The organism is Streptomyces nogalater (genome assembly GCF_039532885.1).
Taxonomy (GTDB): Bacteria; Actinomycetota; Actinomycetes; order Streptomycetales; family Streptomycetaceae; genus Streptomyces; species Streptomyces nogalater.
The window spans coordinates 1-654 of the sequence record NZ_BAAASM010000007.1; the positions used below are offsets into that span (position 1 = coordinate 1).

Annotated in this window: 1 protein-coding gene; it reads left to right on the forward strand. The window is 65.6% G+C overall.

What is annotated here, in order from left to right:
• Positions 1 to 82 precede the first annotated feature (82 nt).
• Positions 83 to 654 (forward strand): IS701 family transposase (locus ABD350_RS07820; protein ID WP_344347065.1); only part of this gene is annotated, 572 nt, incomplete at its 3' end.

The following is a 654-nucleotide window of genomic DNA, read 5'->3' on the forward strand; positions in this document are numbered from 1 at the left end:
GCCGGACTCCACCTCGCCGCCATCTTCATCTGGTCGGCGAGGTGATCCGAAGGAAACGGCCTAGTACTCCAGTCAGAGATCGTTGCCTGAGCTGGTCGACTTCGTTGTGCTGGTCATGGTGGGGATGGACGATGCCGGTTTGTGGGCTGGGGAGTTGGAGTCGGTGTTCGCGCGGGTTGCGGGCCGGTTTTCGAGAGTGGATCTGCGGTGGCGGATGCGGGACTACGTGCGTGGTCTGCCGGCTCCGGTGGAGCGGAAGAACGGCTGGCAGCTCGCCGGGTACGCAGGTCACCGCGGGCCAGCGGGCTTCCAGCATCTGCTGAACGGTGCAGTCTGGGACGCCGATGCGATCCGGGACGACGTGCAGCAGTACGTCGCCGAGTGCCTCGGCACCCCGGACGGGGTCCTGATCCTGGACGACACCGGCTTCCTCAAGAAAGGGCAGCACCTCCGCTGGGGTGCAGAGGCAGTACTCGGGCACGGCCGACGGACGGAAAACTGCCAGATCGCAGTCTTCGCCGCCTACGTTTCAGCCAAGGGCAGAGCACTGGTGGACCGGGAGCTGTATCTGCCGAAGTCCTGGACCCCGGACGCGGACCGGTGCCGGGCGGCGAAGGTCCCTGACACCCGCGTCTTTGCAACCAAGAACAAGCT